Origin of the sequence: Fusobacterium ulcerans (assembly GCF_003019675.1) — a bacterium.
Taxonomy (GTDB): Bacteria; Fusobacteriota; Fusobacteriia; order Fusobacteriales; family Fusobacteriaceae; genus Fusobacterium_A; species Fusobacterium_A ulcerans.
On the sequence record NZ_CP028105.1, the window covers coordinates 2121050 to 2136481 of the forward strand.

The 15432-nt window shown below is 30.8% G+C and carries 15 protein-coding genes; 3 read left to right on the top strand and 12 right to left on the bottom strand.

The genetic code is table 11. From position 1 onward, the window contains the following. Nucleotides 1–16: 16 nt before the first annotated feature. A complete protein-coding gene (locus C4N20_RS09845) occupies nt 17–1417 on the bottom strand; it encodes a M20 family metallopeptidase (RefSeq protein ID WP_005978326.1) in 1401 nt (466 codons plus the stop codon). A gap of 251 nt (nt 1418–1668) precedes the next feature. On the opposite strand from C4N20_RS09845, the gene C4N20_RS09850 reads away from it, so the two are divergent. Together C4N20_RS09850 and C4N20_RS09855 are read left to right on the top strand one after the other, a co-directional pair. Then, nucleotides 1669–2040 (top strand): hypothetical protein, encoded by a 372-nt coding sequence (locus C4N20_RS09850; protein ID WP_005978324.1) that lies wholly within the window; start codon nt 1669–1671, stop codon nt 2038–2040. Further along, nucleotides 2037–2708, top strand: coding sequence for a Crp/Fnr family transcriptional regulator (locus tag C4N20_RS09855; RefSeq protein ID WP_005978321.1), 672 nt, complete (start codon nt 2037–2039; stop codon nt 2706–2708). The genes C4N20_RS09850 and C4N20_RS09855 overlap by 4 nt, the downstream gene beginning before the upstream one ends. Before the next feature lie 64 nt (nt 2709–2772). Here C4N20_RS09855 and trxA read toward each other — a convergent pair whose 3' ends face one another. Further along, entirely contained in the window at nt 2773–3087 is a 315-nt protein-coding gene (trxA, locus tag C4N20_RS09860) for a thioredoxin (protein WP_005978318.1), read from the bottom strand. 173 nt (nt 3088–3260) lie between these two features. On the opposite strand from trxA, the gene C4N20_RS09865 reads away from it, so the two are divergent. Beyond that, the gene (locus C4N20_RS09865; protein ID WP_005978314.1) at nt 3261–4205 is read left to right on the top strand and encodes a D-2-hydroxyacid dehydrogenase; all 945 of its coding nucleotides are present in this window, start codon (nt 3261–3263) and stop codon (nt 4203–4205) included. A 212-nt stretch (nt 4206–4417) separates the two neighbouring features. Here C4N20_RS09865 and C4N20_RS09870 read toward each other — a convergent pair whose 3' ends face one another. The 10 genes from C4N20_RS09870 to lpxK form a co-directional block, all read right to left on the bottom strand. Next, on the bottom strand, nt 4418–4990 hold the full coding sequence (locus C4N20_RS09870; RefSeq protein ID WP_005978313.1) for a TetR/AcrR family transcriptional regulator: 573 nt from the start codon (nt 4988–4990) through the stop codon (nt 4418–4420). Nucleotides 4991–5012: 22 nt separating this feature from the next. Beyond that, nucleotides 5013–6356 carry an OmpP1/FadL family transporter gene (locus tag C4N20_RS09875; protein WP_005978311.1) on the bottom strand — a complete coding sequence of 448 codons (1344 nt, stop codon included), beginning with the start codon at nt 6354–6356 and terminating at the stop codon, nt 5013–5015. Between the two features lie 92 nt (nt 6357–6448). After that, a complete protein-coding gene (locus C4N20_RS09880) occupies nt 6449–8413 on the bottom strand; it encodes a fructose-bisphosphatase class III (protein ID WP_005978308.1) in 1965 nt (654 codons plus the stop codon). Between the two features lie 28 nt (nt 8414–8441). Continuing rightward, nucleotides 8442–11033, bottom strand: coding sequence for a pyruvate, phosphate dikinase (gene ppdK, locus C4N20_RS09885; protein ID WP_005978307.1), 2592 nt, complete (start codon nt 11031–11033; stop codon nt 8442–8444). Between the two features lie 9 nt (nt 11034–11042). Beyond that, the gene (locus C4N20_RS09890) at nt 11043–11648 is read right to left on the bottom strand and encodes a CBS domain-containing protein (RefSeq protein WP_005978304.1); all 606 of its coding nucleotides are present in this window, start codon (nt 11646–11648) and stop codon (nt 11043–11045) included. Nucleotides 11649–11860: 212 nt separating this feature from the next. After that, complete coding sequence (gene yfcE, locus C4N20_RS09895; protein ID WP_005978301.1) at nt 11861–12403, bottom strand: phosphodiesterase; 543 nt, start codon at nt 12401–12403, stop codon at nt 11861–11863. A gap of 23 nt (nt 12404–12426) precedes the next feature. Continuing rightward, nucleotides 12427–12993, bottom strand: coding sequence for a nicotinate-nucleotide adenylyltransferase (gene nadD / locus C4N20_RS09900; protein WP_005978298.1), 567 nt, complete (start codon nt 12991–12993; stop codon nt 12427–12429). Next, nucleotides 12990–13442 (bottom strand): PTS sugar transporter subunit IIA, encoded by a 453-nt coding sequence (locus C4N20_RS09905; protein WP_005978295.1) that lies wholly within the window; start codon nt 13440–13442, stop codon nt 12990–12992. The genes nadD and C4N20_RS09905 overlap by 4 nt, the downstream gene beginning before the upstream one ends. An 11-nt stretch (nt 13443–13453) precedes the next feature. Then, the gene (locus C4N20_RS09910; protein ID WP_005978293.1) at nt 13454–14266 is read right to left on the bottom strand and encodes a hypothetical protein; all 813 of its coding nucleotides are present in this window, start codon (nt 14264–14266) and stop codon (nt 13454–13456) included. After that, nucleotides 14259–15278, bottom strand: a complete 1020-nt coding sequence (lpxK, locus tag C4N20_RS09915; RefSeq protein WP_005978290.1) for a tetraacyldisaccharide 4'-kinase — start codon at nt 15276–15278, stop codon at nt 14259–14261. The genes C4N20_RS09910 and lpxK overlap by 8 nt, the downstream gene beginning before the upstream one ends. Between the last annotated feature and the right edge of the window lie 154 nt (nt 15279–15432).

Here is a 15432-nt window from a genome sequence, read left to right on the forward strand (position 1 = left end):
CCCCCTTTTTTTAATTTTATAGTTCTATTGGCACTTTATCATACTTTAAAGGTGAAACATATTCCTCATAATTTTCATCAAACTCTTTTTTTATTTTCTCATAAAGAGCAGGATCTTCAAGGATATCAATAGCAGTCTGTCCCAATACCTGACCAGCATATTTCATACCTTTCATTGCAATGCCATTTTTCCCTTGAGCTACCATCTGCCATGAGTGAGAAGGAGTCCCAAGAGCATAACAAGCTGTAAAGATTTGTCCAGTAGGCATTTTTTTACTTACATCTCCTACATCTGTAGAACCAGACAGAAGATAATTAAAGTTTTCATCATATGGAATATTTCCTCTAAAAACATAGTCATTAAGCATCATATCTTTGATTTGTTTCCATTCTTTTCCACTGGCTTTTTCTATCCAGCCAAATTCAGAAGTTATTTCTTTTTCAGTAAGAGTATCTTTGAATTTTTTAGCATAAGCAAGTTCCTCTTCTGTATATTCTATATTTTCAAATTTTTTCAAATTCTTAAACATTACTTTTTCTATTTCTTTATTTCCTTTGTATTCATTAGTTCCTCTGTCAAAAACCATTTTAACTTTAGTTTCTGTCATAAGAGCAGCCCCTCTTGCTATATTGCATATTCTTTGGAATATTTCTTCTACCTGATTTAATTTTGGAGCTCTTACCAGATATAGAACTTCAGCATCAGGTTGTACAACATTTGGAGATATTCCTCCAGTATTAGTTACAGCATAGTGAAATCTAGCTTCCTGTATCACATGTTCTCTAAGATAATTGGCTCCTACATTCATCAGTTCCACAGCATCAAGAGCACTTCTTCCAAGTTGTGGACTGGCAGCAGCATGAGAACCTCTTCCTTCAAATCTGAAATATGCTTGATAATTTGCTAGTGTAGCCAGTGAGAAAACTCCGTTATATGGGAAAGGATGCCATGTAAGAGCTAAGTCTACACCTTCAAAAGCACCGTTTTTCATCATCCATGTTTTTCCTGATCCACCCTCTTCAGCAGGACATCCATAGAAAACAACAGTTCCTTTTAACTTGTTTTCTTCCAGATAATTTTTTACTATTTCTGCTCCATAGAGAGCTCCAGCTCCAAGCAAATGGTGTCCACATCCGTGACCATTTATTTCCTGTTTTCCTTTTTCTTTGTGAGTGACATCTTCTGCCTGTGAAAGTCCTTGAAGAGCATCATATTCTCCCAGTATAGCTATTACAGGATGACCTTCACCATAAGTAGCTTTGAAAGCAGTTTCTAATCCACCTATTCCCATTTCTACCTGAAATCCTGCTTCACGAGCATATTCGGCTAACTCTTCTGCTGATTTGAATTCTTTGAATCTTATTTCAGCATATTCCCAAATATTTTTTGCAACTTCTTCAATAGTTTTTTTACTCATTTGTACCCCTCCATTTATTTTGGACATTGTTTTGGTCAAAATTATACTTGTTTTATTTCAAAAGAAGTATACTATATATTTTTTTATTGTCAATTATATTATTTTAATTGAAATAATATAACTGGTATATTTTTATCACGCCAATTATATCTTTTTGATATATGTTTTCTTATTCTAAATATCTTTTTTTGAATTGATTAAAAAATATGATATAATATAAAATAAATCAAAATTCAGGGGGCATAAAATAAATGAGCAGCAGAAGAGCATACTATGAACAAGAAAAAAATAATCTTAAAGAACTTATGATAGCACTTCATTCCATTATAATTCAATCCCCTTATATAGCTTCAGTAAAAGGGGCAGAAGTAAATGTGAGTATAGCTTATGGAGTATGTCTAAAATTTATAAAGAATATATTAAAAGAAAATGATGAAGTAGATTATGTAAAAGTAGAAGATATAATAGACTTTACAAAAAGAACAGCACTTTATCCAATGATGGATAAAAGTAGTATAGATGGGAAAAAATTTGATATGGTAATAAAGGATATTGAAACTATTTTGAGAAATTGCAAATACATATCTGAAGCTGGCAGAAAACAAGCTAGGAGGGAAAAATGATAAATTCAGAAAATGAAAATTTTTTTTCTGAGTCATTTCCATTTTGGAAGGCACTCTCTTCTGATGAAAAAAAACTGATAAATAATAATACGGAACTGAAATTATATAAGGCAGGAAGTACTATACATGATTCTACTGAATGTACAGGAGTTCTTTTGATAAAGTCAGGAGAATTGAGAGTATATATTCTTTCTCCAGAGGGAAGGGAAGTCACTTTGTACAGATTGGGAAGTGGGTCGACATGTCTTCTTACAGCATCATGTATTTTAAAAAATATTACATTTAGTGTAATGGTAGATGCTGAGGTAGACAGTGAAGTATTTCTTATAAGTTCCTCTGCATTTAAAGAGCTGAAAAATAAAAATATACAAGTAGAAAGCTTCAGCAATGATATAATAAATTGTCATTTTTCTGAAACTATGTGGGCAATGGAGCAGATACTTTTTACAAGTTTTGATAAAAGATTGGCTTTTTTTCTGTTGGAGCAGAGTGAAGAGAAAAAGACTGAAACACTTAATTTTACTCATGAATATATTGCTAAAAATCTTGGAAGTGCAAGAGAAGTGGTATCTCGTATGCTGAAATATTTTCAGAATGAAGGAATTGTTTCTTTAGCTAGAGGGAGTATCATTATAAAAGATAGGAAGAAATTGGAAGAATTAAAATAAAGAGGTCAATCAAATTTCTAAAATTTACTTTAGATTTTTGATCAACCTCTTTTTTATATTTATACTATTTTTTTCCTAATTCAAGAACTTTATCTTTAGATACAAGTCCTACTGACTTTTCAACAGGTTGTCCATTTTTGAAAAGTATTAATGTAGGGATGCTCATTACTCTAAATTGACCAGCTAAGTCCTCTTGTTCGTCTATATTTATTTTAGCTATTTTTACTCCAGGAGCTAATTCACTTTCTGCTTCTTCAAGGATAGGTCCTAAAGCTTTACAAGGTCCACACCAAGCTGCCCAGAAATCAACTAATACAGGTACATCTGATTTTAAAACCTCTTGTTCAAAATTTTCTTTTGTTATATGTAAAATTGCCATGCCATTTCCTCCTTATTAATATATTTTATTCCTATTTATGTTTTTATTATACAACATATTTTAAAATTTGTCTGTGACTAAATCACATTAAGCTGAAATAAAAAAATAAATATTTGAAATTTTTGCAGGAATGGGATATAAATTAATAATCAGAACTTTTTAAGGAGGAAATTATGAAAATCGTTATTTTAGATGGATATACAGAAAATCCTGGTGATCTCTCTTGGGATATGTTCAAAAAATTGGGGGATATAACAATATATGACAGGACTCCAGAAGAAGAAGTACTGGAAAGAATAGGAGATGCAGAAATTGTAATTACTAATAAAGTTCCTTTTGATAGAGAAAGAATGGAGCAGCTTCCTAATTTAAAGCATATAGCTGTAACAGCAGCAGGATATAATATTATAGACTTAGGAGCAGCAAAGGAATTAGGAATAACAGTAACGAATACTCCTAATTATGGATCGAGCGGTGTAGCACAAATGACTTTTGCTCATATACTTGAAATAACTAATAATGTAGCTCTTCATAGTGATTCAGTAAAAAGAGGAGAATGGGCTAATAATATAGAGTGGTGTTACTGGTACAAACCAATTATCGGATTAAACGGAAAAAGAATAGGGATAATAGGTTATGGAAATATTGGTAAAGAGGTAGGAAACATAGCAAAGGCTTTTGGAATGGAAGTAGCAGTATATGACAGAAATACTCATTCAGATGTAATTAATTTATCTCTTGATGAAATTTTTAAAACATCAGATATAATTACTCTTCATTGTCCTCTTCTTCCAGAAACTAAAAATCTTATATGCAGAGAAAATATAGAAAAGATGAAAGATGGGGTAATAATAATTAATACATCAAGAGGACCGTTGGTAAATGGAGAAGATCTTGCAGAGGCTGTTAAAAGAGGAAAAGTATATGCAGCTGGAGTAGATGTCTTGAGTGTCGAGCCTCCTGCTTTAAATGACCCAATGACAAGCTGTGAAGGAATAAATGTAACACCTCATATAGCATGGGCAGCTATAGAATCAAGACAAAATATAATGGATATCTGTTTTGATAATTTAAAATCATATTTAGAAGGAAATCCAAAGAATGTTGTAAATAAGTAATATAAAAAGAGGATGTGAAGATTAGATTAATTTTTGGAAGTTTGGAAATTAGAAAGATTTGTGTAATTAATGAAGTGAGTAAAATGTGAAAAACAGTATGTCTGAACATAGTGAGTTTACTGTTTTTAGTTTTATGAACAAAATTAATAACAAACCTTTCTACTGGAAAACTTCTAAAATTATATCCTATTTCTATCCTCTTTTATATTAAATTAATTTTTTTTATTGTAATCTCTTAATCTTTTATACAGCATAGTTGCTGCTCCCTCTACCAGTCTTTCTTTTATAAAGTCATCTGATACATCTTTGAAATAATTAGTAGCTATCAATGTAGAAAAACCATGAGCATACATCCAGCAGTCTAGGAAAAGTTTTGTTTTAAACTCTTCATCTAATTTATCAAATCTGCTGTCTTTAGACATCTCAACTTTTATTAAGTCTCTAAATTCCCTTACAAGTCCGCTGTATGAACTGTCTTTCAAGAAAATAGTATGGAAAAGCTGTTTTTCCTCTCTTGCAAACATACACACACCTATTCCTATATTGAGAAATATATATTCTGTATTAGGTTTTTTTACATATTCCATGAATACATCTTTAGCTTTATTTATCAGATCCTTCTTTAAAATATCCAATGAAGTATAAAAACTGTATATTGGAGCTGGAGAGGAATTCAGAGATTTTGCCAGATTTCTAGCAGTGATAGCTTCCAATCCATTCTGCTTGAACACCTCAAAGGCTTTTTTAAATATTTGTTCTTTTGTAAATATGGCTTTTTTAGGCACTGTATTCCTCCTCCATTCTTAATTAAAATTTCTTAGTAAATCCTAATCCAACTGCACTTATGCTCTTATCATATTTTTGTTCAACAACTTGTGCTTTACCAGGGTATTTTTCTACATAGTTCCCAGTTTTACCATCATAGAAGAAATGTGTAACTGTAGCTACCCATTCCATAGTATCATTTGGTTTATATTTCAATCCTGTACCTACCATAATAGAGTTTAAAGCATATTCTATATCATCATATGAATTTTTCTTAGCTCCAGTATCAGCATAGTTGACACTTCCTATCCAAGTCCATTTATCAGTTAATTTATACTCTGTTCCAACTGCAATTTCCCAACCATTATCATATTCAGGTTCTAAATGTTTTACTCCAAGTCCTTTTAACACAGCACTTTCTTTAGTTTTATCCATTTTAGCATCTTTATTAAAATAGTAGTTTCCACTTAGAGCCATAGTCCATCTGTCAGTTATCTTGTATGAAGCTCCAGCTGCTAAAATAGCAGGTAAGTCTCTTCTATATTTTGTTCCATCTTTATATTCAGGATAAAAATCACTGAATCCTAAATTAAGGCTTTGACCAGGGCCAATGCCTAAAACTATTGGAGTTGGTTTTTCAGTACCAGAGGCTTTAAAATTCATTTTGACTCTTGTATCATATCTTAAAGCTAAGTTTAATCTATCAGAAGCCTTATAGTTAAATCCTATCTGTCCTCCAAATCCCCAAGCAGTTCTTTCAGAATCTATATCAGCATGAAGTTTTTGAGTAACCCCTGAAGAAGAAGCATCAACATTTAAATCTCCTTTAAGATTTCTCATTCCCAATACAGCTCTTGCAGCTATTGACATAGAAAGTTTATCATTAATCATCCATGCTCTTCCTAAAGTATTTTGTACATACATATTAGTTCCTTCAGCAGATGAACCTATATCTTTTGCACTTGAAAAACCAAGACTTGTTAAAATATCTGGAACTACAGCTATTCCTGCAACTCCATCTTTATATTCAAGGTCTCCACCTCCACCTAATGCACCAAATGTCCAGAATATAGCTCTTTCATCTCTTACACTGTATAGTGAAAAGTTTGGAATAGGTTGAAATAAATCAGCTTCATATTTTTTTCCTTTATATTTCATTTCTTCAGTACCAAATGCAATCTGCATTCCAGCATGGAAATATGTTCCTCTTTCTAGCTGCATAAGTCCAGCAGGGTTGTAGTAAACTGAAACGTTGTTTATCATACCGTTTTGTGCTTGGTTACCTAAATATTCAGGGGTATAAGTCTGAATATGGTCAATTGATGCAGCATAAGCTCCTGTTCCTAATACAGCAGTTAGTGCAAGTATACCTAATTTTTTTCTCATTTTTCCTCCCACGAATTTTGTAATATAACATATGTAATATAACACTAGTTAGTTAAAATAAAATGAATAAAGCATTAAAATTTTTTAATGCTTTATTCATCATTACTCTTTATTATTCCTTTTCTGTAGGCATTCAGTAGCTTTTTTAAATCATTAATCTGATTTTGCAGCTCCTTACCTATATCTGTATCTTTAACTCTTATTCTATTCTGACTAGTGTTTACTATACGGCTGGAAGAGATTATATCTTTTCCTTCCTTTATAGCTTTTTCTGTAGATTCAAAAGGTGCATGAGAAACTAATTTTAATCCATATGAATTATAAATTAGAGTATATCCTGCAATACCTGTTTCAGGTTGGTATGCTCTTGAAAAACCACCATCAATGATGTATAATTTTCCATTTGCTTTTATAGGAGATTCACCTTTTTTTACTTTTACAGGAACATGTCCATTTACTATGTGAGATATTTTAGGATTCAAGTCAAATTCTTCCAGCAACATATCACAAGTTGTTTCTTCATTATAGAAAGTATAATAGTGATTTTTCTTTTCAGTATGAGTAGCTTTATCTTCTACAAAATATCTTTCAAAGGTTTTCATAGAATCTTTACCAAACATAGGAGAATCTTTACCACACCACATATACCATACATAGTCGCAATTTAATTTTTCTTTAGCACTGTTGGCTCTGTTGAAATATGCTTCTCTGCATATTTTTTCAGCAAGATCCAAATATTTTCTTCCTTTGACTTTCTGACCTCTTACATATACATCCTTTAATTTTCCATCTTCAGTCAGTGGGATACATCCATGATAAAGAAGATTGGAATTACATCTTAAATAGATGCTTCCTTTAGCAAAAAGGAATCTGATATGTCTTTGTAATCTTTCACTTCTCAAGAAAGCAAGTCTAAGATTTTCCATAATTTCACTTTCTTCAGGAGTTAGTTTTAAAGGATTATTAATATCAACTGTTGGGAAATTTTTATCTCTTAACTCATATTCTACTCCATCAATTGTTACAATACCTCTTTCAAAATCAGTTTTTCTGAACATATTTCTATGATCCATATCAAATTCTGGATTTCTTTCAATTACATTTCCCTCTATTTTCATCTGTATAATAGTGATGGCTTTATGTATTTGAGCTTTTAGAGGAGTAGTTTTATTTGTTTTGATTTTAAAATGTTCACAAGGATCATTTGCATATTTTTCCATAGCAAAAGCTGCAAGAGGAAGAAGGTTTATTCCATAGCCATCTTCTAAGATATCATTATTTCCATATCTTGCACATATCCTTATGACATTGGCAATACAGGCTTTACTTCCAAGCCCTGCACCCATCCAAAGAATGTCATGGTTTCCCCATTGAATATCCACATTATGATAATCTATAAGAGTATCCATTATAAGATGAGGACTAGGTCCTCTGTCATAGATATCTCCAACTATATGGAGTCTGTCTATTATCAGTCTTTGAATCAGATTAGAAATAGCTATTACGAAATCTTTAGCTCTTCCTATTGAAATGATAGTATCAATGATATTAGCTATGTACTCTCTTTTATTTCTGAGTTCTTTTCTTTCATATATTATTTCTTGAATGATATATGAAAAATCTTTTGGCATAGCTTTTCTTACTTTTGAACTTGTATATTTAGAAGATACAACACTGCACACTTCAATTAAACGGTATATGATAGTCTTATACCATTTATCCATATTTTTAAGTTCTTTTCCAAGAAATTCTATCTTTTCTTTAGGATAATATATAACAGTAGCCAGTTCTTTTTTTTCAAAGGTGTTCAGGTCATCCCCAAACACCTCATCTATTTTTTGTCTTACTGCACCAGAACCATTTTTTAGCACATGGTTAAAAGCTTCATATTCTCCATGAATATCTGTAAGAAAATGTTCTGTTCCCTTAGGCAGATTCATTATTGCTTGAAGATTGATTATTTCAGTAGCAGTTTCTCCAATGTTTTTAAATTTAGTAGAAAGAAGAGTCAAATATTTTTTTTCTTGTTCAGCTATTTCTTTTTCTAATCCACTCATATGTTATCCCCTTTACTGAATAAATTTTCTATTTTTTGTTTTTGATGTAGCTTTGAGCAGCAGCAACAATAGCTACCAGTACTCTAAATGGAGAACAACTTACATAGTCAAGACCAGTTTCTTCAAAGAAGTTAATACTCTTAGGATCTCCACCATGCTCTCCACATATACCAATTTCAAGCTCAGGATTTGCTTTTTTACCTAAGTCAACACCAAGTTTAACAAGTTTTCCAACTCCTCTTACATCTATAGATGCGAATGGTTCAAGTTTGAAAATTCCATGCTCATGATATTCATCCATGAATTTAACAGAGTCGTCTCTAGAAAGTCCCATTGTAGTTTGAGTAAGGTCATTAGTTCCAAATGAGAAGAATTCAGCTTCACCAGCTATTTCATCTGCAAGAAGACAAGCTCTTGGAGTTTCCATCATTGTTCCTATTTTATATTCTACTTTCATTCCTTGCTCTTCAAAAACTTTATCTATTTCAGTTTTGATATTTCCTTTGATAAATTTAAGCTCTCCAACACCAATGATAAGAGGAATCATAATTTCAGGTTTAACTTTTATTCCTTCTCTTTCACATTGAATAGCAGCTTCAATTATTGCTCTAGCCTGAGTATTATAGATTTCAGGATAAGTAACAGCAAGTCTGCATCCTCTGTGTCCTAACATTGGGTTTTCATCTTTCATATTTCTTATTCTTCTCTCAATTTCTATTAGAGGAAGATTTAATATCTCAGCCATTTTTTCTTTATCTTTTGGTTCTTTTGGTAAAAATTCATGTAGAGGTGGATCAAGAAGTCTAACTATTACTATTTCATCTCCAACTATTTTGAAAATGTTATAGAAGTCTTCTCTTTGCATTTCAAGCATTTTTTTCAAAGCCTCTGCTCTTTCTTCAGGATTCTCACTCATGATCATTCCTCTGATAGTCCAGATCTTATCTTTTTGGAAAAACATATGCTCAGTTCTGCAAAGTCCAATTCCCTCTGCTCCAAATCCTTTTCCTAGGAAAGCATCAGCAGGAGTATCAGCATTCATTCTTACACCCATTCTTTTTATTTCTTTACACCAAGAAACAAATTCTTTAAGGTTATCATCAAATTGTGGTTCAGTAAGTTTTACTTTACCTAAGAAAATTTCACCAGTGTATCCACTTATAGAGATGAAATCTCCCTCTTTAACTGTGTATCCACCAATATACATTTCTCTTTTTATATCATTAATTTGAATTTCTCCACATCCAGTAACACAGCATTTACCCATTCCTCTTGCAACAACTGCTCCGTGAGATGTAGCTCCACCTTTTACAGTTACAATTCCTTGTGCAAGACTGATACCTTTGATATCCTCAGGAGAAGTTTCTTCTCTTACAAGGATAGAAAGTGCTCTAGTTTCAACTCTTTCAGAAGCGAACATTACTCTTCCTATCGCCACTCCAGCAGATCCAGGAAGTCCTTTTCCAAGAAGTACAGCAGTTTTAGTAGCTTCTGGGTCAAAGTTTCCATGTAATAATTGAGGAAGTACACTAGGGTCAACTTTCATTATAGCTTCTTCTTTAGTAACGATTCCTTCATTAACCATATCAACAGCAATTTTTACAGCTGCATAAGGACTTCTTTTACCATTTCTTGTTTGAAGAAGATATAGTTTACCATTTTCAATAGTGAATTCAATATCCTGCATATCTTTGTTATGATCTTCAAGAACTTTAGCAAGTTTGATGAATTGATAATATATTTCAGGAAGCTGCTCTTTTAATTTAGATATAGGTTCAGGAGTTCTTATACCAGCAACAATATCTTCTCCCTGAGCCTTTAATAGATATTCTCCAAATACTTCTTTGTCACCATTAGAAGGGTTTCTAGAGAAAGCAACACCAGTACCTGATATTTCATTAAGGTTACCAAATACCATTTCTTGAATTACAACAGCAGTACCCATAGAATCATCTATTCCGTTTATTCTTCTGTAAAGGATAGCTCTGTCATTTTCCCAAGAGTTAAATATAGCATTTACAGCCATAAATAATTGTTCTTTTGGAGATTCAGGGAAATCTTTTCCAGTTTCTTTTTTGTATAACTCTTTAGATGCTTTGATTACCATTTTATATGTTTCTATTTTATCTTCATCTTTTCTTTCAGCAAAAAGCTGTTCTTTTAATTTAAAGAAATGTTCTTTTTCTATTCCCATTACTATGTCAGAGAACATTTGAATAAATCTACTATATAATTCATAAACAAAAACTTTATCTTTGAATATAGCTATCATTTTTTCAGTTGTATTATCATTCATTCCAAGGTTTAATATAGTGTCCATCATACCAGGCATCGAAACAGGTGCTCCTGATCTAACAGATACTAATAGAGGATTTTCACCTTCAAATCTCTTTCCAGTTACTTCTTGTAAATATTCTAATTTTTCTAGAATTTCACTTTCCAGCTCTTTTGTAATTTTCTTCCCATCTTTAAAAAATTCTTTACATGCAGTAGTAGAGATAATAATACCTTCTGGTATAGGAAGACCTATTTTTTTCATTTCAGAAAGGTTACCACCTTTTCCTCCTAATATGTTTATTAAATCCTTACCACCTTCGTTAAATGCATAAACTTTTTTCATTTTTCCTCCTTAATTCTTAGATAAAGTTTCCATGAATAATTTTGCTATATTAGTTTTTGTCAAACGTCCCACTGTGTGATAGATTTTTTTCCCGCCTTTTTCTTCAATTCTTACTACAGGTAGAGAATCTATCTGATGTTTAATGAGTTTTTTTACACTTTCAAGAATAGTTTCATCTTCTTCAGCATAAATTATATTTGGCATCCTAGTCATTATAATATTTATTGGAATTTTTTCTATATCAGTTCTTCCAATAGCTATTTTTAAAAGGTCTTTTCTCGAGACAACTCCTACCAGTGAACCTTGATCAGTTATGAAAATAGTTCCTACATCCTTAGAGAATATATTAAGTATAGTTTCATAAACTGAAAGATTAGTGTCTACAGTTATAGAAGGTCCCATAATATCTTTTACTTTTTCAGAATCTTTTTTTTCAATATAGCTGTATCCAATTTTAGGTTTGGATTCCAATATTTTCATTCCTGTCAGTATTGAAAAATCAGTTCTTAAAGCTGATCTTGTAAGATATAGCCTTTCCCCAATTTCTTTTCCAGTAATTGGTTGATATTTTTTTACAATATCTATAATTTCTTTCTGTCTTTCCGTTAGTGTCAAATTTTTTTCCTCCTTTTATATAGTGTTCACTATTTAAAAGTGTAGTTGTTATTAATTGTTGTTAATATTATATTTACCACAGTTTTTAAAATATTTCAACTCTTTTTTATTGTGCACACTAAAAAAAATACAAAAAATAAAAAAACAGAAAGGGATATGACATTGTCAAAACCTCTCTGTTGTATACTCTGTTAAATCTTATTTAACAAAAATCAGATTTTAAATTTTTTTATAATTTTTTCTTCAAGATTTTTTATAATAAAATAATCATCTTGAAAAATACCATAAGTATTTTCAGAATTTTCTTTAGGCAGAGATATAGAGCCTGGGTTTAAAAATATTTTTCCGTTTATTTTTTCTGCCATTGGGATATGAAAATGACCATATAAAAGTATATCTCCATCCTCCATTGAGGGAGGATTGTCCTTGTTAAATATATGTCCATGAGTCATAATTATTTTCCTGTTATTCCAGAATAGAATATTATAATCACTCATAATAGGATAGTTAAGTACCATTTGATCTACTTCACTGTCACAGTTTCCTCTCACAGCAAGTATTTTATCTTTGTATTTATTCAGTATTTCTATTACTTCCTTGGGAGAATAATCTCGAGGAAGAGGATTTCTAGGTCCGTGATAAAGCTCATCGCCAAGGATAAGTATTTTATCATATTTTTCTTTTTCAAATATTTCCATAACTTTTTTTAAATAATATAATGAGCCATGAATATCTGATATAACAAACAGTTTCATTATTCTCCTTTCAAGATAAAAAATTACCTGTACAGATTTTTTTCTTCTATAATTTTTTTTACTTTTTCAGGAACAAGGGTACTTATATCTATTTTATTTTTTATCTTTTCTCTTATTTCAGTGGAAGAAACATCAAAAAAAGGACTTTCAAGATAAATCATATTTTTATGCTGAATCTCTCCAGTATATCCCTTTCTTCTAAGTACAACTACTTTACTTAGTTCAAGTATCTCTTCATAATTTTTCCACTCTTTGAAATGATAAGCAGAATCTTCTCCTATTATTTCATAAAATTCATTCTTATTTCCATATATTTCTATGATTTTTTTTAATGTATTTATTGTATAGGAAGTTTTATCCTTATCAGTTTCTATTCCTGAAACTTCTACACCAGAGATATTTTCAAAAGCTGCTATGCACATCTCAGTTCTTAATGTACCTGCTTCTAAATTATTTGCTCTATGAGAAGGTCTTCCCACTGGAATGACAATAATTTTATCAAGATTTAATTGATTAAGAACATATTTAACTATATTTAGATGTCCATTGTGGACGGGATCAAAACTACCGCCATATATGCCTATCTTCACTTTTTCAACTCCGCTAGTATGCCGATAAGTTCCTGTTTGTCCCCAGCTTCAAAAATAGATGTTCTGGTTTTAGGATTTCTAAAAGCTCTCATTAAATCAGAAACAAGAGATAAGTATTCTTTTGTAGATTTTTTAGGAGCTCCCACTAAAACAACAAGTTTTACATTTTCTCCATCAAGTGAATTAAAATCTATACTTTCTTTTAAAAGTCCTACAGCAACTACTATTTGCTTTATGTTTTCACATCTGGCATGAGGAAGGGCTATACCCATACCTATCCCTGTACTGCCAACTTTTTCTCTGGCTAAGATATTATCATAGAAATCAGTTTCATTATCTAAAATATCAGAATTTTCTCTAATAAGATTTACTAAAATTTGCAATACTTCCTCTTTAGAATGTTTCCCCTCTATTGTAGTTATGAGTTTATTGTTGAAGTATTTTAACATCATTTCCCCCCTTATAAAAAAGCTGCTGATAATTTTTTTGTAGTTTCATCTAAGGCAGTCAGATTTTTTAACATTCTGATTTCAACAGCTATTTTTGATAAATATTTATCAAAATTTTTAAAGTTATACATTTCTAATGCTTTTAATGTAGAAAGTATTTCAAGTCCTTCTTTACTTTCCAGAAGCTCTTTGTTAAAAATTACACTTTCTTTCAATTTTTCAAGTTCAACAATGCTGTCATCTTTTTCACAGTTTTCATAGAAATAAAAGTTATCTCTATACTTAGTAAGATAAGATATTAAAAGAAAAAATACATTTTCTTCATATTCTTTATTTTCAAAAAGTTTCTTGAAAGAAAGAACTAAAAGAGGTTTTAAACTTTTTGCATCTCCTAAAAGGCTAAATTCTAAAACTGTTTTATAAAATTCTTCTCTATCTCTTAAAAAAAGTTCTTTTCCATATCTTTTTGAAAAATCTAGATTTCCATTAGACAAAGTTTTCATTAATTTTTCTTTAAGTTTTGGAATATCTATATTTGAAAATCTGTTGATACTGCTTATTTTTTCTCTTTCTCTTAAATCAGAAAAATTAATTACAGAATCAGCCAGATAATCAAAATCACCAGAAAAAGCAAATATCGGAAGAATAAAATTTAATTCTTTTCTTTTGATTTCACCTTCGCTATCTAATGTGAAGTATGATCTTTTATCCAATACTTCAGCAAAAAATGAAAGTGTTTTTATTTTTCCATCTGTTTCAAGCATTTGAATTATTTCGCTTTTATTTTTTTCTTTTATTATTGTAAGTAGTCTATCATTACTCATTATCTGTTTTTCCTCCAATATCTTTGAGACTATTATCTTCTAAAACTGTAAATTCTATTTTTAATACAAAAAGATTTTCAATGTTCAAATCCCTAGGAAGTTTTACAAGGTCTTTTTCAGTTGTTATAATGAAAGAAGCCTGCATACTGTCTGCTCTTTTTTGTATAAGTTCAATATCTCTTTTTTTGAAATTATGGTGATCCATAAAATCAACTCGCTCTATATAAGAAGGTTCTAAAGAGATAACTGTTTTTTCAAAATTTAACGGATTAGCTAAACCAGAAAATAAAAGGACTCTTTTTCCTTTTATCCAGAAAAGCGGTTTAGGATTTCCTTTTAAATCACAAAGTGAGGTTACTCCATGCTTAGCTGTCGAAACCTCTTTTTCTAATTTTTTTCTTAAATATTTTTTTATTCTTTCTACTTCTCTGTCACTTACAAGATCAGACTTTGTTATTATAAATTCGCTGGCTCTCTTAGCAGCTTTTTTAAAATCTTCTCTCAACATACCTTTAGGAAGCAGCTCTCCCCAACCAAAAGGATTTGTTGCATCTATAAGAACGATATCTCTGTCTCTTGAAAGTTTTCTATGTTGAAATCCATCATCTAGGACTATAGTATCCACTCCAAAATGTTTTTTTGCAAATAGACATCCCTTATATCTATTAGAGCTTACAATGACAGGTACTTTGAGATTGAGAGCATGTATAAATGGCTCATCACCACTTTCTCTTGTAGTGGCAAATATTTCTCGTCCATCACTTACCAAGAGAGGCTCTCTTTTTCTTTTTCCTCTGTATCCTCTGGAAACTACAGCTACTTTTCGTCCCATCTTCTGAAGTTTTTTTGTAAAATATTGAACTGCTGGAGTTTTTCCTGTTCCCCCAACTGTTATATTTCCTATACAAATGATTTCTACTCCAGATACTTTTCTTGCTGGAAGGACTCCTTTGTCATAGAGAAAGTTTCTAAAAGAAGTTATTAAATAATATATAAATGATAATATCCTCATTATTCCCTCACATATTGTTACCATGATAAAATCATGATCAAATTTGATTTTTGGTCTTTAAATAATGTTTTAAGTAAATAGAACTTTAATATTGAAAAAACGAAATAGATAAACTAGATAAAAGATGTATTTTATTGCGTTAAATCGGTATTTA

Excerpts from the sequence above, each read along its gene's own strand:
- C4N20_RS09875 (WP_005978311.1), bottom strand. The coding sequence starts at position 6,356 with ATGAGAAAAAAATTAGGTATACTTGCACTAACTGCTGTATTAGGAACA.
- trxA (WP_005978318.1), bottom strand. The coding sequence starts at position 3,087 with ATGGCAATTTTACATATAACAAAAGAAAATTTTGAACAAGAGGTTTTA.
- C4N20_RS09880 (WP_005978308.1), bottom strand. The coding sequence starts at position 8,413 with ATGAGTGGATTAGAAAAAGAAATAGCTGAACAAGAAAAAAAATATTTG.
- lpxK (WP_005978290.1), bottom strand. The coding sequence starts at position 15,278 with ATGAGGATATTATCATTTATATATTATTTAATAACTTCTTTTAGAAAC.
- ppdK (WP_005978307.1), bottom strand. The coding sequence starts at position 11,033 with ATGAAAAAAGTTTATGCATTTAACGAAGGTGGTAAGGATTTAATAAAC.
- yfcE (WP_005978301.1), bottom strand. The coding sequence starts at position 12,403 with ATGAAACTGTTTGTTATATCAGATATTCATGGCTCATTATATTATTTA.
- C4N20_RS09855 (WP_005978321.1), top strand. The coding sequence starts at position 2,037 with ATGATAAATTCAGAAAATGAAAATTTTTTTTCTGAGTCATTTCCATTT.
- C4N20_RS09865 (WP_005978314.1), top strand. The coding sequence starts at position 3,261 with ATGAAAATCGTTATTTTAGATGGATATACAGAAAATCCTGGTGATCTC.
- C4N20_RS09905 (WP_005978295.1), bottom strand. The coding sequence starts at position 13,442 with ATGTTAAAATACTTCAACAATAAACTCATAACTACAATAGAGGGGAAA.
- C4N20_RS09845 (WP_005978326.1), bottom strand. The coding sequence starts at position 1,417 with ATGAGTAAAAAAACTATTGAAGAAGTTGCAAAAAATATTTGGGAATAT.
- C4N20_RS09850 (WP_005978324.1), top strand. The coding sequence starts at position 1,669 with ATGAGCAGCAGAAGAGCATACTATGAACAAGAAAAAAATAATCTTAAA.
- C4N20_RS09910 (WP_005978293.1), bottom strand. The coding sequence starts at position 14,266 with ATGAGTAATGATAGACTACTTACAATAATAAAAGAAAAAAATAAAAGC.